Raw genomic sequence first — 20316 nt, forward strand, 5'->3', positions numbered from 1 at the left:
AACGCATTGTTCGGTTTCTGTGGTGTTGGTGTGAGGGAGTGGCCGTGCCTCTCATAAAAACAACTGCGATCATTTTGCGGAGCCGCAAGTGGGGTGATGCTGATCGAATCGTGACCTTTTATTCTAAGAATTTAGGAAAGATCCGCGGGGTGGCCCGTGGCGCCCGTCGCCAGAAAAGCCGTTTCGGGGCTGCGCTTGAGCCCTTCAGCCTGTGTCGCCTGAATCTGTTTGAAAAAAGTGGGGATTCGCTGTTTCGGATTTCGCATGTTGATTTGGTGAGGTCCGCTCAGATCTTGCGGGAAGATCTCACCTTGATGGCTTCGGCGGCACGAATGGTCAACGTCGTGGGGGCAATCACTCCAGATGGCGATCCGGATCCGCTCTTATTTGATACCCTGGATCAGGGGCTGATGTCGCTTCACGAAAGTGAAGATCCTGCGTTTACGGCTTTGCTTTTTCAGATCAGACTGTTGGGGCTCACGGGGTTTCGTCCGCAGACCGATCATTGCGTTGCCTGCGGGAAGACACGTTTCGTCGGGGAGCCACAGTTTTCTCCGATCGCTGGAGGCCTCGTATGCTTGGTGTGTGCTGCACACCAACGGGTGCAGTGTGTCGCACTCTCACGAGGCAGCCTCTCGTTTCTCCAACAAGCCATTCGGCTGGCTCCCACCATCGTCACGCGGTTGCGGGCCACGGGTCAAGTGAGGAACGAAGTAGAGGAGGCGATTGAAGGATATGTGACGGTGGTAGCCGGGCGACGGCTCCCACCGGTGAACTTTCTGTCGCTCGCATCACCGGGATGAGTAAGACACCATGACAGAGGAACGCATGGCCGGTACTGCTTTAGAGCCTCGGGATATGGAGTGGCTCGACAAAGGAGTATTGGGAATTCAGTGGAGCGACGGACACAAGGGCATCTATCCGGTTCGCCATTTACGGCAGCACTGTCCCTGTGCTGCCTGTGTCGATGAGTGGACAGGCGATCGCCGGCTCAATGCCGAAGATGTACCGCTCTTGATCATGCTGCAGGATATTCAACCGGTTGGCCGCTATGCCTTCCAGTTCACGTGGAGCGACGGCCATGCGACCGGCATCTATTCCTATTCTTTACTGAGAAAGTTGTGCCAATGCGATGTCTGTCAACCGGTGAAACCAGTCGAAGCCAAATCCCGCCGGCTCATGTGAGGGCAAGATACAAGGTGATCGACATGCTCATCGTCCCGATGAAGATAGTGCTGGGCCTCTGCGGTCTTTCGGCGTTCGTGTTGCTCGTCGGCTGTAAGAGCATGCCGACGCTGGAGCAGCAAGAACAGCTGGTACGGGCCGATAATCTTGTATTGGATCAAATCACGGCTGGAGCAGTTGTCAGCGCCTGGGGGAAGCCTCCTCTCTATCACAGTGAGTTCACCTATTTTTTCGTGATGCCGGACTTCAGTGTCATTCCTCGATCGCGAGTGGCCACGGGAGAAGCGCCGAAGGGGTGGAAGGCTGGAGTGCATGCAGGTGAAGGGGTTTACTTCGCATACCCCGATCGCGGCTGGTTACTGGTATTTCTCGATGATCGCCTTGTTTACAAGGAAAAGCTCAAGCCCGACGAGTTACAGGTCCTTGCAAAGTCATGGGCCTATGAGGATCGATTCAAGACCATGCTCGATGAACCTTCCCGTCCTTAGTTCCGCTGCTCGATATCCTTCATGATCTCAACATTACCAGATGGTTTGCATATCGCGATGGCAGCTTCCGAGGCTGTCCCATATGCGAAGACGGGTGGGTTGGCCGACGTGGTCGGCGCGTTGGCGATCGAGTTGACGAAATTAGGGCATCAGGTGACATTGCTGTTGCCGGGGTACCGAACCCAGGCAACCCCTGAGTCTCGTCAACCGACCATGCGATTCTCTATTGCGTTGGGTGGGAAGACGGCGGACGTATCGGTAGAAGAAGAGTATGTCTCGGTCACAGGAGCCTTGCATCGATTGAGAGTACTCTTCGTGCGGTATGATCCCTACTTTGATCGTGAGGGGCTCTACCAACAGGACCATCGTGATTATCCGGACAACCTCAATCGGTTTGCCCTCTTTTGCCGCGCAATTCTTGAAGTATTGCAAGTGCTGGCCGATGTGCGAGGAGAGAAGGTCGATGTGCTGCATGTGCATGATTGGCAGACTGCATTGTGTCCGGTCTATCTTAAGGCTCTGCCTCATGAGTACAAGGGGCTCCAACATCTAAAAACGTTGTTGACCCTGCATAATTTGGGGTATCAAGGTATATTTTCAGGCCAGCAGTTCGTCGAGATCGGGCTCCCTCCCACATTGTTTTCTCCGAGCGGCGTGGAGTTCTACGGGTCGATCAATTGCCTAAAGGGCGGTATCGTTTTTTCAGATGCTGTTTCTACGGTGAGCCCTACCTATGCCAAGGAAATCATGACGGCGGAATTCGGCTGTGGGCTTGAAGGTGTACTGGCGAGCCGCCAGGATGGAGTGAAAGGTGTTACGAATGGCATCGATGTCAGCGTTTGGAATCCCGAACACGACCCCTACCTGCCTACGCGGTACATGGCAACTAATTTGTCCGGGAAACACGTGTGCAAGCGAGTGTTACAGCGGGAACTTGAATTGCCGATTCTTGAGGTGCCTCTTTTGGCTGTGATTGGTAGGCTGACATCTCAAAAGGGTTTTGATCTCTTGATAGAGGCTATCCCTGAACTGATGTCTCTAGATGTACAAGTTGCCGTGCTGGGCACCGGTGATCGTCATTTGGAGCAACAATTTATTGCAGCCAAGGCGAGATATCCGAATCAGATCGGCCTTCATCTTGGCTTTAATGAAGAACTGGCGCATCGAATTGAGGCTGGCTCGGACTTGTTAGTCATGCCGTCTCGCTATGAACCCTGTGGATTAAGTCAACTCTATAGCCTTCGGTATGGCACGGTACCTATTGTGCGTCGTACAGGAGGTCTAGCTGATACGGTCGTTCCTTTTCGTCCGTCAACGGTCGAATCCAAGTCCGCGACAGGCTTCCACTTTACCGATGCCACAACTGAATCCCTGCTTTCCACGATTCTGCTTTCCCTTTATGTATATAAAGAGCGAGAAACATGGCAGTCATTGATCAATGCAGGAATGAATACCGATCTGTCTTGGACACGATCGGCAAAACTGTATGTCGAGCTTTATCGCGGGTTGCGGAGAGAGGAAAGGAGCTAGGCTAGCGAGTATTGAACGAAACGTTGATTCCTTGCCCGAGTTTTGCCAGAAGAACTTTTGCTCTAAGAACGTAGTACGAGTTTTCTTCCCTCTGAAGCTTGGTGACTGAAACAAGGAGATCGCGGGCAGTGTCGGTCTGCCCTTGATTTAAAGCCAGCTCCCCAGAGTGGAGGGCACAGGCGGCAACCATTGCCTCTGCATCAACTGCGACTCGACTTGTTGGATTGGCAACCAGGCGCTCAAGGTGAGTTGGCAGTGGAAGGATAAATCCTTCGTTTCCATCGGCTAGTTGACTGGCTGAACGAAGTTGGCTCAAATCTGCCATTGCCTGGCTCAAATCAGAAGTAGATTTGCAGTCGGCATAGGTGTTCCAGAGCGACATGAAACCGCTGTTCTGTAGCTCTGTTACCTGGGATGATGGGCTAGTTGCACAAGCTGAAGTAAGAACCGCTGTTCCAAGCAACCCGATGACTAGACTTTTAGCTACCATGCCTTGCATACCGGCTCACCTCTAGCAAGCCTTACTGCAAGTGGTAGGCCTGACAAATATCTTTTGGATTTCAAGGAAAATTGGAAAAAGTCAGGATTTTCATAACCAGAAGATGTGTCAATCTCAACTCACTGTTGCGCCGTTGACACAATCAAAAAGCTATAGCAAAGGGAAACGTGAGGACTAGGAATTGAAGATTTGGACGAGAATGCCGGTCCGGGTGGTAGCGTTCGTTTTTCTCATAATGTGCTTAATATGTTCTTTTACTGTTTGTTCAGTAATCTGAAGGGCATTCGCGATTTCCTTATTGGTCCACCCTTTTGCCAGATGTTCAACTACTGACTGCTCGCGGTTTGTTAATTGGAACCGTTCTCGAGCATGTTCGGTATTGAGATTTTGTTTCCGCCCCAGCTCCTCCATGGTAACCACAAGCCTGGCGTTCTGAATCCCTCCTCGATCTGGCAACCCAAATCCCCTTAAAAGAATCGGCTGGTTCGGATCTCCAGTCACACGCTTGAGTTCGAATTGTTCCCAATCCTTAGCCTCTGTGCGTATATGAAGGGCTTTAATAATTTCCGCACAAAGCTCAGTCAGGGCAGTAGGGAGGACTCCACGTGCTGAAATTGCGGTATTGCCACCATGCTCAACAGCATTGATTTTTTTAGCAAGTTCAGTAGCTTGTCGATTCATATGAAGAAGTTGCATAGATGCTGATAGCACCACAATCCCAGATCCAGCCCTTTGATCAGCAAGCACATCTGTTTGGTCAACACCTTTTGGTGATTCAGTCATAAGACTATGACGGCACTCTATTCCTATGGAATGAGCCAGTATCGATTCTCGGCAACTCTAATTAGATCAGCTCGATAGGGATAACACAGGTTAATGCAGGTATAGTACCTAACCCTTTCGAGGGAGTCAACATATACCTTTGGGAAAGCAGCCTACATCATTGGTATTGTTGATCCAAGTTGCAACAAATATATTCACCACAGATTCTGAAAGATATGGGGAAGAATTTCAGTCATAGTTAGGCACGGTCCAGTCGATTCTAGCCTCATTATCTAAATGTGACTACTAAAAATTAAGTCTATTCAATGCTTTATAGCCAAGGAGGGTGCGAAGTGATACCAATAGAATGGGAATGGTCGATAAGGGACAGCCATGAAAAGCATAGCGAACGAGCGGCGCTACTGAGGCCGATTCTCTATCAAATCACATCTCCGGAAGAGGGAAATAGCATTTCCGCGAGAGATGGCAGAGCGCTATCGCTGAATATCAGCAGCGGCGGTATGCTGGTCCTCATGGATCAAGCTCCAGCCGTTGAGCAGGTGTTGAAAGTTTATGTGCCGACACCGATAACCATTGCCGAAACACCGACATTGGCTGAGGTCCGGTGGACGAGGAAACTGCCGTTTGGGAATTCAAATGGTCATGCGGTATATTTTGTGGGGCTTAAGTTTATGTTTTGATTATCAATGAGAGTGAGACTGTGCGAAGAAGAATCTCAATTTTGAAAGTGGCTCGTATAGAGCCGAATGGCATGGGTAAGTGGTGAAAGAGGTCATTGGAATCAGCAAGATAGCCAACATACATGCGAATACCGGTCACGGGTTATCTGGTTTTCAGTCAGGACTTGCAAGCTCTTCGCATGACCTGTTAAGAAATATTTCTTTGACCATTGGGGCATCGTTCTTGTGCTGCAACGACGGTTTCCTCTCGGTCGATTGACAGGTGTGTACACAATTTGTTGTAGAAGGAAGATCGGGTATGTACCGGATGGGCGGTAGCCTGTTTCGAACTCAAGTTACACATATTGGAGACGCCTCCATATGAGCGATTCTTCCTGGGACAAATCGAGATCTTCCGAGATGCGTTGGTATGTAGTTTGCGCAAAGCCGAACCACGAAAGGCAAGCTGAGCAGAACATGGAACGGATGGGGGTAGAGTGTTTTCTGCCGCTATTGCAAGAGCAGAAGACTATACGCCGCAAAATAAAAACCGTAATTGCTCCTCTTTTCCCAGGATATTTGTTTGTTCGGATCAATCTGTCGGAGCAGTATCGGACAGTGATGTATGCTCGAGGAGTTCGAAAGTTCGTTGAATTCGGCTCCAGTCCTGTGGAGGTCGACATTGCTATGATTCACGCAATCAAGAATAGAATGGAAGATTCTAGGGTGTATGTGCTTGAAAAACAGACAGAGCTGAGAAGTGGTCAACTTGTCCAGATCAAGAGCGGCCCGTTCATCGGGCTTGAGGCTGTCTTTATGCGGGAAATGCGAGGGCAACAACGGGCGATGGTTCTACTCCATACACTTGAACTCCAAGCGCGGGCTGTAGTGAATATTGATCAAATCGTTCCATGTGCTGCTGCGTGAGCGCTGATAATCCTCATATCAGATGGTCGCGTAGTGACACGCACCAGCAATCCAGGTCCATGTACATGACGTATCTCATCCTGTGAAGGCCAGGGTGTGATGATAAGGTTCACCGCTTCATGCTGATCAAACGCAACGTTGTTTCTTAAAGTAGAGTATCCGGTAGGTTATGGGGGATCTGCCTGGTTCTCAAGGAGAATGCGTATGAAGGCAATAATTCTTGCAGGTGGAATGGGAACTCGACTTTCTGAAGAGACAACCCTACGGCCTAAACCCATGGTCGAAATCGGGGGAAAACCAATCCTATGGCACATCATGAAGATTTATGCTGCTCACGGGATAAAAGAATTTATTATTGGTCTTGGATATAAGGGGGAGATGATCAAGGAGTACTTTCTCAACTTCTACGCCTTTAACAAAGATATTTCGGTCGACCTTGGGAGCGGAAAAACAACGATTCATGATGGAAGACGGCATGAAGACTGGATTGTGCATCTCGTCGACACTGGCCTGCACACTCAAACTGGAGGCCGGCTCAAGCAGCTGAAGAAATGGATAGGCGAAGATGAAACATTTCTATTTACGTATGGCGATGGAGTGTCGGATGTCGATATCCAAGCCACCATTAAGTTCCACAAGGCCCACGGAAAGTTAGCGACAGTGACGTCGGTCTTGCCTCCTTCTAGGTTTGGCCGGCTCGTGTTTGATCAAGATCACATAGTCGACTTTAAAGAAAAGCCACATGGCGATGAAGGCTGGATTAATGGTGGCTTCTATGTCCTTGAGCCTAAGGCCATTGATTACATTAAAGGTGATGAGACTGTGTGGGAGAGAGGGCCGATCGAGCAGCTCACGAAAGCTAACCAGTTAATGGGTTATCGGCATGGTCGCTTCTGGTCCTGCATGGATACGCTGAAAGAGAAGAATTATTTGGAGGAGCTGTGGCAGTCGTCAAAAGCTCCATGGAAGGTCTGGTAAGCACCTTAATTCTCCGAATCGTCATCGTATTCTTTCTGCCGTAGCCTTGAAAAGGACCTGGAAAGCCATAATCGTTTTATACAGCTAGTTAATAAATAGAGCACGAGGTGTACATTTCGTTCTAGGGTATCCGGAATTTTGGGTCGTTTGGCGAGAACAGTCTCGTTCAGCACCCTGATAGCGTATATATACAAGAGGTGTCTGTCGACATGGCAGGGTTGCTAAATCGTGGAGATAGGACATGAGAATTTTGATCACCGGCAACATGGGGTATGTAGGTCCATTGGTTCTGCGCCGATTGAGGGAATCGCATCCTCAGGCTACCCTCATCGGCTACGATATGGGCTATTTTGCGCATTGTCTCACAGGTGCTTCCCGACTCCCTGAAAGTCAGGCCGATCAGCAATATTTCGGGGATATCCGACATGTTCCTGAGCAGATCCTGCAAGGAATCGACGCCATCGTGCATCTCTGTGCCATCTCAAACGATCCGATGGGCGCCACTTTTGAAAAGGTTACCCTCGATATAAACCATCGAGCGAGTATCGATCTTGCCGGGAAGGCAAAGCGAGCGGGGGTTAAAGCGTTTGTGTTTGCGTCAAGCTGTAGCGTGTACGGATTCGCCGAAGGTGGTCCCCGTCGAGAGGAGGATGCTCTGAATCCTCTTACGGCGTACGCGAAATCGAAAGTCCGAACCGAACAAGATCTGGCCGAGCTTGCATCAGAGACATTCACTGCAACTTGCCTCCGATTTGCAACGGCTTGCGGAATGAGCGATAGACTTCGGCTCGATCTTGTACTGAATGATTTTGTGGCAAGCGCGGTTGCCACAAAACGCATCAACATCCTCAGCGATGGGACACCATGGCGCCCGTTGATTCACGTTCAGGACATGGCCAGGGCAATCGATTGGGCAGTGCGACGAGACCATCGGGATGGAGGGACCTTTTTGACGGTTAACGTGGGAAGCGACACATGGAATTATCAGGTGAAGGATTTGGCGGATGCGGTGGCCAATCTTGTGCCGAATGTTGAGGTGTCGATCAACAAAGATGCGCAGCCGGATAAGCGCTCATACCGGGTGAACTTTGACAAGTTCACTAAGTTGGCGCAAGGATTTCTCCCTATGGTTGATCTTCAAAGCGCCGTGAAGAACCTCCATGATGGGCTCATCGCCATGCGGTTTCGCGACCAAGAGTTCCGGGCCGGTGATTTGATACGACTCGTTACGTTGAAGCGACTAAGGGAGAACGGACAACTGACCGACGAACTCGTCTGGAAAGAGCGAACCAATGGCTGAAGATGTATTCGGTTGTCGTGTCGGGCGTCGATCCCGGCACATCATCGTTCGTACGTAGGAGGGGACATCAGCATGGGACAATCAGTGTGTCGGTCATGCGGTACGATGCTGAAGAGCACGTTCGTCGATCTTGGCATGTCTCCGTTGGCCAATTCTTACCTCAAACCCGAGCAGCTGAATCGTATGGAGGCCTTCTATCCGTTACACGTATATGTGTGTGAAACGTGTCTGCTGGTCCAGCTAGAGCAATTCTCAAGCCCGCACGATATTTTTTCTGACTATGCCTATTTCTCATCTTTTTCAGATTCGTGGTTGGCTCACGCTCGAGCCTATGTCGACATGATCGTGGCACGGTTCAAATTGCATCATCGTTCTAGAGTTGTGGAAATCGCCAGTAACGACGGATATCTTCTGCAGAATTTCATATCGCGAGGCATTCCTGTGCTAGGAGTCGAGCCTGCCGCAAATGTAGCTGAGGTCGCGAAGAAGAAGGGGATCAATACCAAGGTGGCCTTCTTTGGGGAAAAGACCGCGCTCGACTTAACGGCTGAAGGATGGGGCGCTGATCTTATTGTTGGAAACAACGTGCTGGCTCATGTCCCTGATTTGAACGATTTCGTGAGGGGACTCAAGATGCTGCTGAATCCAACGGGTCTGGTCACGATGGAATTCCCCCATCTCCTTCAGCTCATGCGGCAGAATCAGTTTGATACGATCTATCACGAACACTTTTCCTATTTTTCGTTCATAGCCGTTGAACAGGTGTTTGCGCGTCATGGAATGAAACTGTTCGATGTGGAAGAATTATCGACTCATGGCGGATCTCTCCGAATCTACGCGTGCCACGAGAACGATACGTCCAAACCTACTGAGACGCGGGTAAGGGAGCTGAAATTACGAGAAGAGACGGCAGGATTTAATAAGCTGAGTCACTACCTTTCATTTGGCCCACAGGTCGAGTCAACGAAGAGGCAGCTGCTCTCATTTCTGATCTCTGCCAAACAGGAAGGCAAGCGTGTTGTCGGTTATGGAGCTCCGGCGAAAGGCAATACGCTGCTCAACTATTGCGGCGTTCGGACGGACTTCATTGACTACACCGTCGACCGAAGCCCCCATAAGCAAGGCCATTTTCTGCCCGGGGTCCATATCCCGATTTATGAGCCGGAACGAGTTTCCCTGACACACCCTGACTATCTCTTGATTCTGCCCTGGAATATCCGGGAGGAAGTCATGCAGCAGATGAACTACATTCGGGAGTGGGGAGGGAAGTTTGTCGTTCCGATTCCTGAAGTCCAAGTGTATTCATGATCTTCACGGAAACCGGCCTCAAGGGTGTATTCGTAATTGATCCTGAACCGGCACGAGATGAACGTGGCATGTTCGCCAGGATATGGTGCCAAAAGGAGTCTGAGGAGCAGGGCCTTGCCGTCACGTGGGTTCAATCGAGTGTCTCAGTGAATACCCACAGAGGAACCCTGCGGGGGATGCACTATCAAGCGGCTCCGAATGAGGAAGTGAAATTGGTCCGATGTACCGCGGGGACTATCTATGATGTGGTTGTAGACTTACGGCCTGCATCGCCCACGTATTGTCAGCATGTGGCAATAACACTATCAGCAGACACTCGCCGGGCCGTCTATATTCCGAAAGATTGTGCCCATGGGTTTCTCACACTCGAGCAAAATAGTGAAGTGTTGTACCACATGTCGGAGTTCTACATGCCTGCCAGCGCTCGGGGATTCCGATGGGATGATCCAGCGTTCAAGATCGCCTGGCCGGCACCTATCTTGGTCATGTCGGAGAAGGATCGAACCTGGCCGGCATTTGTCATGAACGGACCCTTGAAACCATGACATTCGTTGACCAACGGGAGGCATCGATAGGTGGTGAGGACTTAGGCAAAGAAATGCATAACTTCATGGTAGAACTCTATCCCATATGCCGGAGCATTACGGGTGAGGGGGTGAGGGAAACTCTCCGAGCGATCCAAAAGCGCATTCCACTGGAAATTCAGGAAGTCCCTAGTGGAACGAAGGTCTTCGACTGGACAGTCCCGCTGGAGTGGAATGTATCTGATGCCTATATCGTGAACCAAGAAGGAAAACGAGTCGTCGATTTCAAAGCTCACAATCTGCATCTGATGAGCTATAGCGTACCGATCCGAAAACAGATGAGACTCGAAGAATTGAGGCCGCATCTGTTCAGTCTGCCGTCGCATCCAGAATGGATTCCGTATCGGACATCCTATTACAAAGAGAACTGGGGATTTTGCCTTCGGCATGCGGATCTCGAACAACTGCGTGATGAGGAGTACGAGGTCGTCATCGAATCCAGCCTTCGGCCTGGTTCCCTGACCTATGGTGAAATCTATTTGCCGGGAGAAACCTCTGATGAAGTCCTCGTTTCGTGCCATGTGTGTCACCCCTCACTCTGCAATGACAATTTGTCGGGGATCGTCGTGTCCGTGCGGCTCGCGGAGATCATGGCTGTTCGTGCAAGGCGCTATTCATACCGATTTCTCTTCATCCCGGGTACGATTGGATCGATTACATGGTTGGCACGAAATGAACATGTGGTGTCTCGTATTAAGCATGGGCTCGTCTTGACGGGGATTGGGGATGAGGGGAAGATCACTTACAAAAGAAGTCGCCAAGGAAATGCGGAAATCGATCGCGCCATGACTCATGTGCTTCGATATTCGGACGAAAACCACACTATTGTCGACTTTTCGCCTTATGGATACGATGAAAGGCAATATTGTTCTCCAGGGTTTAATCTGCCGGTTGGATGTTTCATGCGGACTCCTCACGGTCACTACCCGGAGTATCATTCATCTGCAGATAATCTGGATTTTGTGAAAGCAGAGTCCCTCGCTCGGTCCTATGCTCGATGCTTGGAGGCCGTTGAGTTACTGGAAGGGAATCAGACCTATAGGAATCAAAACCCGAAGTGCGAGCCGCAACTGGGCCGGCGGGGCCTCTACCGAGCGGTCGCAGGACAGAATGAAAAGCAGACTCAAGAGTTGGCGTTATTATGGGTGTTGAATCTTTCGGATGGACAGCATTCGTTGCTGGACATCGCCATGCGCGCTGAAATGCCCTTCCGTGAGGTGCGGCGGGCGGCTGATTCGTTACTTGGCTGTGGACTACTGGTTGAAGTCGGAAAGACATGACCACGCCCAGGTTCTTCGTGCGGATTTCATGAGATGAGGAAACGACGGTGATAATCCGGGGACGTGAGGTCGTGGCTCTGCTCCCAGCAGCTGGACAATCTCGTCGATTGGCACCATTACCCTGTAGTAAAGAGCTATTTCCAATCGGCTTTGGTTCCATTTCTGGGCTCAAGGGGGCTCGACCAAAAGTTGCAAGCCACTACTTGCTGGAGCAGCTAGGAGCAGCAGGCATCAGCAAGGGCTACATCGTAATTCGAAACGGGAAGTGGGACATTCCTGAGTACTGGGGTAATGGCAGTAGGGTGGGGATGGACCTCGCTTATCTTGTGATCGAAGGTTCCGACGGACCACCGGACACAATCGATCGGGCGAATGCGTTCGTGCGAGACAAGGTCATTGCATTTGGCTTCCCGGACATACTGTTTCGTGCGAAGGACGTGTTTCTTAGGCTCCTGGCTCGTCTCGATGAGTGTGGGGCCGACCTTGTGTTAGCTCTATTCCCAGCGCATGACCACAAGGCAATGGACATGGTAGACATTGACGCAGGTCACCGTGTGCGGGCCATTCACTTGAAGCCGAAGAAGACTCGCTTGAGATATGCTTGGTTATGCGCTGTGTGGACGCCAATTTTTACGGAGTTTCTGCATCAATTCCTGATTCGAGTGAGAAGGGGGCAGACGGCGGGACTGATCGGAAATCATAAGATTGATCCTCAAGGAGACATCCCGGTCGGAGCCGTGCTGGCCGCGGCGGTGCGTGCTAAACTTAACGTCAAAGGAGTGAAATTCCCAGCGGGTCGATATATCGACATCGGCACCCCGCAGGGTCTGTCGGGAATTCGAGGTTTTGTTTCCCGTTTCCCGACACCATGCATGACGTAACTCAAGAGGAAGGGGCAGGAGTGTTTGGAGAGAGCTATACGGTTCCGAAGTTGCCGAGCTGGCGTGTAAAAAGACACCCGTAGTTACACTGAGTAATGATTGGTAAGATATTACCGGTTCGCGTCTCGGAAATCATGAGATTCAGGCGATATTGATTCAAAGAGAGATAGTTGAGTAGTGTCATGATAGGGACTATGTGGGTGCTTGAACCAGAGAAGGAGCCAATAATTATGAAACGCACCCTCTATATCAGTACGGTCTTGCTATCGTTGGGATTCGGTGCAGGCTTGGGATTGTGTGAAACTCCGACAAGCGCGCCGGCCGCACCGGGAAAATTGAAGACTGACACGGCACTGTCTGTTCCGCTTGCGGGCCAGGGTGAAAAGGTGGCAGCTCAGATGAACAAAGAGGCTCCTGCCGTAACACAATTGATGGAAAAGCCCTCGAACGCCGTGAGCAGCGAATACGTCATCGGCGCCGAAGATGTCCTGGACATTACTGTCTGGAGGAATCCTGACCTGTCGAGACAAGTACAGGTTCGTCCCGATGGCAGAATCTCTATGCCGATCATCCGGGATGTGGTGGCTGTGGGAAAGACGCCCACGCAACTGGCAGAGGAATTGACGAACAAATTGAAAGAATATGTCCAAAACCCCGTCGTTGCCGTGACTTTGAAAGACGTCAATAGTTCCAACATTTTCCTGCTCGGTGAAGTGGCTCACCCTGGAAAGTATCCGCTGAAAAGTAAAACGACGCTCCTGCAGGGGATTACCATCGCAGGCGGATTCAAAGAGACCGCGGCACGAAATCAAATCGTCATTTTTCGGTTTACAGAAACCGCCCCAGGAATGAAACGGTTCACGGCGAGCTATGACGATATCGTGCTGCGCAGTGGAATCAGCGACAATTTTGAACTCAAGCCTGGTGATACGCTCGTGGTTCCGAGTGAGTCGATGGTGGTCTTCCCTGGTCGATAGGGAACGCCGGAAAGGATTGCTGTGGACAATTACGCGCATTGGACAGGAAAGCCAGGGCGGCATCTGCCAGTACTGAGAGCACTGTCGATTGGGTTCTTGTTGTGCTTAGTCGTCGTCCAATCCGGTTGTCTGGGACCGGTGACATCGAGAGAATACAAGGCATCCGACGTTCCGACCGAATTTCTTCTCGGTTCTGAAGATCAGATAGAGATCAATGTGTGGAAGAATCCGGATCTGTCAAGAGTCACCTTGATCCGGCCGGATGGATATGTTTCGATGCCGATCATTGGAGATGTTCAGGCAGCGGGTCTCACGGCGGAGGCTCTCGCTGCACAGATTACCGAGCGCCTTAAGGGGTACATTCAGAATCCTTCCGTGTCGGTGAACGTCAAGGAGCTGAATAGTTATTCAGTGTTTGTCTTGGGCGAAGTCGCCAAACCCGGTAAATATCAGCTCAAGTCCTATGTGACGGTGCTTCAGGCTATTTCAATGGCCGGAGGCTTTACAAATTACGCGAGTAAGAATAAGTTGCAGGTGGTGCGAGTGATCGAAAGCCCTGGCCACAAACGACAAGAGATCCATATCCCTTTGCGTTACGATGATCTCGTCAGTGGGCGTGGAGAGCCCGGCAATATTGTGCTGGCTTCCGGCGATACGCTTGTTGTACCTTGATCGCCGTGACGCAATTTACCTGACATGCCCTGATGTTGTCTCCAGTAGGGGTGCTTAGCAGAGCCGGATTGGTTTATTGAGATTCGGCCTGGTGCTAGCGGCTCCCAGATGAAGGAATGGTAGTGATTCGATTGTGGTGTCGCAGGTGTGCCTGGCTCGGCCGATCGCTCAAGCTTGGAGTCGCGTTCGCGCTTGTCTGTGGCGGATTGCCGCTGGCATCGGTTCAGGCAGAGACAAAGATTGTTCCCTCCATGAATGTGACAGGGCGTTATGACAGTAACATATGGGGTCGGCCATCACAGCTCTTACCCGCGGGCACGCAGCAAGGTGATTTTGTGGCGAGCACGGGGGGAGACGTACGCCTATTGCATGAGACACGAGACCTCGAAGCGAATATCGCCGTCGGAGGAAGCTTCAATGCCTATGCGGATAATTCAAACCTGAATTATTTTAACGCGCATGTGAGGGGCTATGTCACGTTGGATCGATGGGTTGATCAGTTCGTGAGGGGAGCGCGGTTGCAAATCGTCGAGAATTTTAGTTATACGCCTGAAACTCCCGGTTTTATTTCAGGGGTGCGGGAGACCGTGGTTAGCAGCGATGGGTTCTTTCGTGGTATCCAGGGATTCCGGGCGAACACGTTCATCAACACGACATCCGTCACTGGCTCATATCCGGTGTCGAGAGACCTTTCTTTAGAAGGCGGTTACACGTTCGGACTTCGGAGGGTGGGTAGGATTGTAGGGGGGGACACACCCGGCGTCAGCTTCTTCGATACAAATACGCACACCTGGTTCGGAGGGCCTCGGTATCAACTGACCAGAAACGACAGCATAGCGGCCGTGTATCGACAGACGTTCATGCTACAGTCACGAGCCGAAGGCGGCAGGTTATTCAGTACCACTCTGGTGACGCTGGCAGGCGATTACACCAAGGTGTTCCAGGAGTGGAAGCTTAGTATTGAAGGAGGGGTGACGTTTGTCGAACCGGCCGGTCGGACATTTCCATCCGGGTCCATCCACATTACAACCCAACCTGAGCGAGATACGGTACTCAGAGCAGTGATTTCACGGGAAGCTAGGCCATCTTATTTTTTACAGGGTGGAGCGACGATCAGCCATCTTGGATTGGTAGGGATCAGCCATCGGCTCCATGAACGGCTCACTGCCGATGGGAGTGCAGCGTATGGCTATAACCAACTGTTTCCCAATACCAATCAGACGTTTCAGAACTTCACTGCGTTGGCGAAGCTTAGTTACAAAATAACCAGGAGTATCATAGGAGATCTTTCATATACCTACACGACCATCAAGAGTGATCAAAGCACACTCGACTACATGTACTCGCGCCATCAAGTTGGATTTTTCCTAAGAGCTGAATGGAATTAGTATAAGCTTGGGATCCCACCCTCAAGCAGAGGCTTCAGTGGGATTTCCGGATGTGTTTTCCGCTAAATCCTAAACGATATTCCTCGTCTTACTTGGCCACGACGCTGTTATCTGGGCCGTTCCTCCATACAGAGGTCATTCTTGCTGGGAAAGTAGTCGCGCCTTCAAGGTTGTTATTCTCGAGACATACTGAGATTCAAGGAATTCTAGAATGGAATTCTCTCAATTGACAGGCCGGAAAATATTTGTGACCGGTGCGGCCGGATTCATCGGTTCGCATTTATGCCGCACGCTTCGTAACCGAGGTGTCGAAGTCCATGGCGTTTCACGGGCTGTTCAAGTGAATACTGAAGCCGGCATACAGTGGTGGCACGGCGACCTCGCGGACATGTCGACCGTGCGGAATCTTCTGGGCAGGATCAAACCCGATATCGTTTTCCACTTGGCAAGTCACGTGGCCGGTTCACGGGATTTACAATTAGTCCGGCCGACCTTTGAGAGTAATTTGGTAAGCACGGTGAACTTGCTGACGGTTGCTTCAGAAATAGGCTGTGAGCGGATCGTCTTGACGGGTTCGTTGGAAGAGCCGGTAATCGATGGAGGCGAGACCGTCCCATGTTCTCCGTATGCGGCCGCGAAGTGGGCGAGCAGCTGCTATGCGAGCATGTTTCACGCGCTATACCGGACTCCTGTCGTGATGGCACGGCTGTTCATGGTGTATGGGCCTGGACAAAGGGATGTGAACAAATTGATTCCATATGTGACCCTGTCTCTCTTAAACGGGCAACCACCGAAGCTCGGTAGCGGGCAGCGTCAAATAGATTGGATCTACGTTGAAGACGTCGTGGAGGGGTTGCTTGCAGCCGGCCTAGCTCCGAACGCGGAAGGGCGTACGGTCGATGTAGGTTCAGGCACCCTGGTGTCGATTCGGGCGATTGTCGAGGAATTGGCCGATCGGATAGACTCTCAGGTAGAGCTATTGTGGGGCGCGCTTCCCGACAGGCCGATGGAGCAGACTCGTGTTGCCAATATTGCGGGAACATATGACATCATAGGGTGGAAGCCGAGGATTCCCTTATCGATGGGGTTGGAACGGACGGTGAATTGGTATAGGGAAGAAGGTAGGTCACTTTCTAAGACATGTTGAAACGGATTGCTTTTCATATGCGCATCAGATCGATCATAGTCTGACATCTCCAACCCGGCGCGCCGTGCATCATCAACCGATGCCTGTCCTTTGTGATTTAGGTAGCGCCAATGCGACAAAAGCTTATGATAAGGTCTAACCGGAGCCACGGCTTGGCCGGTGCTGCTCCGGTATGAACTGTGTTGGTGTCGGGATATGTCTGAACGCCAAAACAAAGCGTTCAGGCCTTAAAACTTCTGGTACTCAGCCGCATTATAAGTATCTATACGAGGTATTTGATGGAAGGCAATGCTCAGATTATTCGGATCACGGCGACCAAAGGGTGGGTGGCCCTGCAACTAAAAGAGTTATGGGCTTATCGTGAATTGCTCTACTTTTTGATTTGGCGTGATGTGAAGGTGCGGTACAAGCAGACGGCGCTCGGCGCAGCGTGGGCCATTATTCAACCCGTGTTCACGATGATCGTCTTTAGCGTTTTCTTTGGGCGATTGGGAAAGATTCCTTCCGACGGAGTCCCCTATCCGCTCTTCGCATATGCGGCCCTGGTTCCATGGACGTTCTTTTCTCAGGGGCTGAGCCAAGCGTCCAACAGCTTAGTTGGAAGCGGGAATCTGATCAAAAAAGTCTATTTCCCCAGGCTGTCCGTCCCCATCGCGGCGGTGACCTCCGGCCTTATTGATTTTGCGATTGCTTTTATCGTGCTGCTCGGGATGATACTGTATTACGGTATCACTCCCACCCTCAACGTCGTTTGGCTTCCGTTCTTGCTTCTGCTCACACTGATAACGTCGCTCGGTGTCTCGCTCTGGCTTTCCGCCTTGAATGTTCAGTTTCGCGATGTCCGTCATGCAATCCCTTTTCTGACTCAATTCTGGCTCTTCGCAACTCCCATCGCGTATCCGAGCAGTCTATTGTCCGAACCGTGGAGGACGCTGTATAGCATCAATCCGATGGTCGGAGTGGTTGAGGGATTTCGTTGGGCGCTGCTTGGGACGGACACCGCCCCAGGGCCGATGATCATTGTTTCAGCGCTGGCCGCGCTGGCCATTTTGGTGAGCGGAACGTTCTACTTCCGGCGTTTAGAAAAAACGTTTGCGGATGTGATTTGAGCACCGGGGATGAAAGTAACAGTCATAGATGACATCAGCCGCTTTTATGAACTGAGAAAGGCGTGGAATGCTGTCTATGCTGTCGATCCTGATGTAACCGCCTTTGATTCATGGGCCTGGCTTTGTGGATGGTTAGAAAGTACTCCTCGCAAATGGCTGGTGTTGGGGGTCCAACAAGATGATCCACAGCCATGTGTTCAAGAAAATCACATGCGGGAGGTTTCCACTCATAGTGCGAGCGAGAGCACACCGTATGTGGCGTTTATGGCTTTTTCAGCCCGCACGAAAGAGTCGAGGAACATCTTATCGATGGGGGGCTATCCCCATGCAGATCACACAGGATTTGTGTGTTTGCCCGAGTATGTTGCAGAAGCCATTCCTGCCATGGCGGTCTTCGTAAGGGAACAGCTGGAATGGGACACACTCCAGTTGTTGAACGTATTTGACCCACGCTTGGATCTTTTTGTTAAACATTTATCTTCAAAGCGGATCAGCATTCAGGAAACGAAGGGACCTTCATGTCCGTATATTCCGTTGCCTGAAAGTTGGGATCAGTACTTCAATACGGTGCTGGGCAGCAGCACCCGCAGGGGTTTAAGAAATGACCTCAATAAGATCAGGCGCCTTGAGGGTTTTCATGTGACCGAAATCCAGCGCGGCAACGCGGAGTCTCACATTGAAACACTGCTGTCGCTTTGGCAAGCGCGCTGGGGGCTTAAAGATGATGACAACTACATGGATCTTAGACTTGAAGACGTGATCAATATCAAACGCTCATTCCTCCGCTCCTGCTTCGAAGATGATCGACTGTGGTTGAATATTGTATGGGACGGGGAAACGCCGATTGCAGCGGGTGCAGTATTTGTCGATACAGTCAGAAAAAACTTCTGCATCTTAAAAATTGCGGCCAATTATCAGTATGCGCAATACTCTCCGGGCAACATCTGGTGCTTATTTGCGATTCAATACGCAATTGAGAAGGGGTTTAGAATTTGTGACTTTGGAAGGGGAACCGAGAAATACAAGTTTTCCCTTGGATCGGTAGAGAGATTCAATAAGAACGTGATAGTCGTCCGAACCAGCCCAATCATGAAGTTACTCACGAAGTTGCGAGGCCGATTGCAAATACGGACACGTTTGCAGAAACTGAAAGGAAGTCGGCCTGTAGTGCACTGACGGGGCTCCGGCACATTTCGCACTGCCTCGGTATTGGATTCAACAGCATCGTGCACGTGGACATCGTCACACCCAGGCTTTGTGTAGCCCCGGGTGAGTCGTGCGAGTTGAAATGATGAACGATAGGTGATGCATGGGACACATGTATGGTGAGCGGACGACGGTGAAAGGCGGACCGATTTGTAATTTTGAGTAAGGCGAGAGGTCAGCTCCATATCTTTCTTAGCGTGAGGGGTGGCGCGATGAGGGAGGGTCCAACCAAGCTCTTGTATGCAGTGCCGAATTTCATCAATGAAAAAGAATATGGGGCGGGTAATTGGAAAGCCGCGGCGGCGAATCGCCTGGCCTTGGATCGGGCCGGAGTTACCTACAAGCATATCGTGTTCGATCCGGACAATCCCGCCACATTATTGGAACAGATGGGGCCCGATATTACGCATCTGTTGATGGAGTACAGCGGATGGCCTGAGATTCTGGAACAGTTGCGGGACAGGCAGCCTCAGACGAAAATATTCGTCCGAACCCATAACGCGGAAGCGTATCATCATTTCCATCGGAAAATTATCGCGTCTAAACGGGACTATGTGAGTGTCAAGAATTGGTGGAAGCTCATTCAGTTGGCTCGACGCGATTCGCACTGTCGACAGGCGGCCGACACATTGTTGGGAATCAGTGAGTGGGACGATCAGCACTATTGGGGATGGTTGCGAGGAAAGGCGAATATCCGATACTTGCCGTACTATTCTCCATGGCCCTATCTTCGACCGGAAGTCGATATTCAAGCCTGGAATCATCGGAGGCGCGCGATCGTATCCATGGGCGGAAATTTCGACCCATCCGGAATTGCCAACTTCGTCAATTTTGACAGACTCGCAACAGGGCTTTCCGAGCGGATGGCTGAGCGATGGTCGTACTTATTGACTTGGTGGTCTCAATGGCATCGGAGGGTGCCGAAGGTGAGTGAACACATCGAGATCGTGCGTGACTGTCGAGAGCCCTGGGACCTTCTTTGTCAGTCGCGCGCGCTGGCGGTGTTGACCCCATTGGGTTTTGGGTTTAAGACCACGGTCCTCGATGGCCTCGCGGCCGGCTGTCATGTCATAGTGCTGTCAAAACTCGCAGATCGGCTCCCGGGCCAAGTGAAAGACCTTTGTCTGGCGGGCGACCCGTCTCGGAAGCAAGACATCGATAGGTTGGCGGAGGCTCTTTCGGCTCCCCCGAAACCCCACAGCCTTAATCAGCATCTGTATGACAGGGTAGCCGAAGATTTTCGAGCGATGTTTAGCTGACCGTCATTTCACCGAATGGATTAGGTGTCGCACGGCGCTCTTACTTGCTCATATCTCTTCAGCATCGAGAGCATCACTATCAATCGTGTCCAAGTCATCGAGTAGAATCAGGGTTCATCATGCTGCAGAGGTTAGACCAAAAGTGGGGCATCGAAC

The 20316-nt window shown here is 51.1% G+C and carries 21 protein-coding genes; 19 read left to right on the plus strand and 2 right to left on the minus strand.

Annotation, left to right across the window (positions count from 1 at the left end):
• Positions 1–44: 44 nt before the first annotated feature.
• The 4 genes from recO to glgA are packed head-to-tail and all read left to right on the plus strand — an operon-like array spanning position 45 to position 3203.
• A complete protein-coding gene (gene recO / locus H8K03_17315) occupies positions 45–803 on the plus strand; it encodes a DNA repair protein RecO (protein UVT19529.1) in 759 nt (252 codons plus the stop codon).
• Positions 804–828: 25 nt separating this feature from the next.
• A complete protein-coding gene (locus H8K03_17320) occupies positions 829–1185 on the plus strand; it encodes a DUF971 domain-containing protein (protein UVT22532.1) in 357 nt (118 codons plus the stop codon).
• Positions 1186–1208: 23 nt separating this feature from the next.
• Complete coding sequence (locus H8K03_17325; GenBank protein ID UVT19530.1) at positions 1209–1673, plus strand: hypothetical protein; 465 nt, start codon at positions 1209–1211, stop codon at positions 1671–1673.
• A gap of 21 nt (positions 1674–1694) precedes the next feature.
• On the plus strand, positions 1695–3203 hold the full coding sequence (gene glgA, locus H8K03_17330; GenBank protein UVT19531.1) for a glycogen synthase GlgA: 1509 nt from the start codon (positions 1695–1697) through the stop codon (positions 3201–3203).
• A 1-nt stretch (position 3204) separates the two neighbouring features.
• Here glgA and H8K03_17335 read toward each other — a convergent pair whose 3' ends face one another.
• Entirely contained in the window at positions 3205–3702 is a 498-nt protein-coding gene (locus H8K03_17335) for a hypothetical protein (GenBank protein UVT19532.1), read from the minus strand.
• Positions 3703–3876: 174 nt separating this feature from the next.
• On the minus strand, positions 3877–4485 hold the full coding sequence (locus tag H8K03_17340) for a response regulator transcription factor (protein UVT19533.1): 609 nt from the start codon (positions 4483–4485) through the stop codon (positions 3877–3879).
• Between the two features lie 332 nt (positions 4486–4817).
• Here H8K03_17340 and H8K03_17345 point away from each other — a divergent pair, with 332 nt between their 5' ends.
• The 15 genes from H8K03_17345 (at position 4818) to H8K03_17415 (ending at position 20160) form a co-directional block, all read left to right on the plus strand.
• Positions 4818–5165, plus strand: a complete 348-nt coding sequence (locus tag H8K03_17345) for a PilZ domain-containing protein (protein UVT19534.1) — start codon at positions 4818–4820, stop codon at positions 5163–5165.
• A 360-nt stretch (positions 5166–5525) separates the two neighbouring features.
• Positions 5526–6071, plus strand: coding sequence for a hypothetical protein (locus H8K03_17350; GenBank protein ID UVT19535.1), 546 nt, complete (start codon positions 5526–5528; stop codon positions 6069–6071).
• A gap of 204 nt (positions 6072–6275) precedes the next feature.
• Positions 6276–7049: a glucose-1-phosphate cytidylyltransferase gene (rfbF, locus tag H8K03_17355; GenBank protein ID UVT19536.1), complete on the plus strand. Its 774-nt coding sequence runs from the start codon at positions 6276–6278 to the stop codon at positions 7047–7049.
• A 241-nt stretch (positions 7050–7290) separates the two neighbouring features.
• Positions 7291–8349: an SDR family oxidoreductase gene (locus tag H8K03_17360; GenBank protein ID UVT19537.1), complete on the plus strand. Its 1059-nt coding sequence runs from the start codon at positions 7291–7293 to the stop codon at positions 8347–8349.
• A 72-nt stretch (positions 8350–8421) separates the two neighbouring features.
• Positions 8422–9657: a class I SAM-dependent methyltransferase gene (locus H8K03_17365; GenBank protein ID UVT19538.1), complete on the plus strand. Its 1236-nt coding sequence runs from the start codon at positions 8422–8424 to the stop codon at positions 9655–9657.
• Positions 9654–10202, plus strand: a complete 549-nt coding sequence (gene rfbC / locus H8K03_17370; protein ID UVT19539.1) for a dTDP-4-dehydrorhamnose 3,5-epimerase — start codon at positions 9654–9656, stop codon at positions 10200–10202. Before H8K03_17365 ends, rfbC begins: the two co-directional genes overlap by 4 nt.
• A 53-nt stretch (positions 10203–10255) precedes the next feature.
• Positions 10256–11521: a DUF4910 domain-containing protein gene (locus H8K03_17375; protein UVT22533.1), complete on the plus strand. Its 1266-nt coding sequence runs from the start codon at positions 10256–10258 to the stop codon at positions 11519–11521.
• 71 nt (positions 11522–11592) lie between these two features.
• A complete protein-coding gene (locus H8K03_17380; protein ID UVT19540.1) occupies positions 11593–12402 on the plus strand; it encodes a dTDP-glucose pyrophosphorylase in 810 nt (269 codons plus the stop codon).
• Positions 12403–12632: 230 nt separating this feature from the next.
• On the plus strand, positions 12633–13379 hold the full coding sequence (locus tag H8K03_17385) for a polysaccharide biosynthesis/export family protein (protein UVT19541.1): 747 nt from the start codon (positions 12633–12635) through the stop codon (positions 13377–13379).
• Positions 13380–13400: 21 nt separating this feature from the next.
• Entirely contained in the window at positions 13401–14051 is a 651-nt protein-coding gene (locus H8K03_17390; GenBank protein UVT19542.1) for a polysaccharide biosynthesis/export family protein, read from the plus strand.
• A 122-nt stretch (positions 14052–14173) separates the two neighbouring features.
• Positions 14174–15439: an outer membrane beta-barrel protein gene (locus H8K03_17395; protein ID UVT19543.1), complete on the plus strand. Its 1266-nt coding sequence runs from the start codon at positions 14174–14176 to the stop codon at positions 15437–15439.
• Positions 15440–15650: 211 nt separating this feature from the next.
• The gene (locus H8K03_17400; GenBank protein UVT19544.1) at positions 15651–16586 is read left to right on the plus strand and encodes an NAD(P)-dependent oxidoreductase; all 936 of its coding nucleotides are present in this window, start codon (positions 15651–15653) and stop codon (positions 16584–16586) included.
• A gap of 278 nt (positions 16587–16864) precedes the next feature.
• Positions 16865–17695 (plus strand): ABC transporter permease, encoded by an 831-nt coding sequence (locus tag H8K03_17405; GenBank protein UVT19545.1) that lies wholly within the window; start codon positions 16865–16867, stop codon positions 17693–17695.
• A 9-nt stretch (positions 17696–17704) separates the two neighbouring features.
• The gene (locus H8K03_17410; GenBank protein UVT19546.1) at positions 17705–18871 is read left to right on the plus strand and encodes a GNAT family N-acetyltransferase; all 1167 of its coding nucleotides are present in this window, start codon (positions 17705–17707) and stop codon (positions 18869–18871) included.
• Positions 18872–19113: 242 nt separating this feature from the next.
• Complete coding sequence (locus H8K03_17415; GenBank protein UVT19547.1) at positions 19114–20160, plus strand: hypothetical protein; 1047 nt, start codon at positions 19114–19116, stop codon at positions 20158–20160.
• Positions 20161–20316 lie beyond the last annotated feature (156 nt).

Source organism: Nitrospira sp. (assembly GCA_024760545.1).
Taxonomy (GTDB): Bacteria; Nitrospirota; Nitrospiria; order Nitrospirales; family Nitrospiraceae; genus Nitrospira_D.